Here is a 209-nt window from a genome sequence, read left to right as displayed (position 1 = left end):
CTGAACACCGGGGTCGTGTTGTAATCACTGCTCGCGGTCGCGCTGCCGCCACCGAGCGTGTACGCATACGTAGTCAGTCCGTTGGTCGCTGCCGACAAACTGACCGTATAGACTAAGTTTGCACCTTCCGTCACATTGTCATCGGCGGTTCCTGTCAAGCCCGGTTCTACTTTCGTCACCGACGGCTTTTCATTATCCAAGATACCGCC

General features: G+C 56.0%; 1 protein-coding gene. It reads right to left on the bottom strand.

Annotation, left to right across the window (positions count from 1 at the left end):
- A partial coding sequence (locus ACO0KZ_RS20595) for a hypothetical protein (RefSeq protein ID WP_422998681.1) occupies positions 1–209 on the bottom strand: 209 nt, incomplete at both ends.

Origin of the sequence: Undibacterium sp. Di24W, assembly GCF_049340325.1 — a bacterium.
Taxonomy (GTDB): Bacteria; Pseudomonadota; Gammaproteobacteria; order Burkholderiales; family Burkholderiaceae_D; genus Undibacterium.
This window is presented reverse-complemented; position numbering and strand designations above follow the sequence as displayed.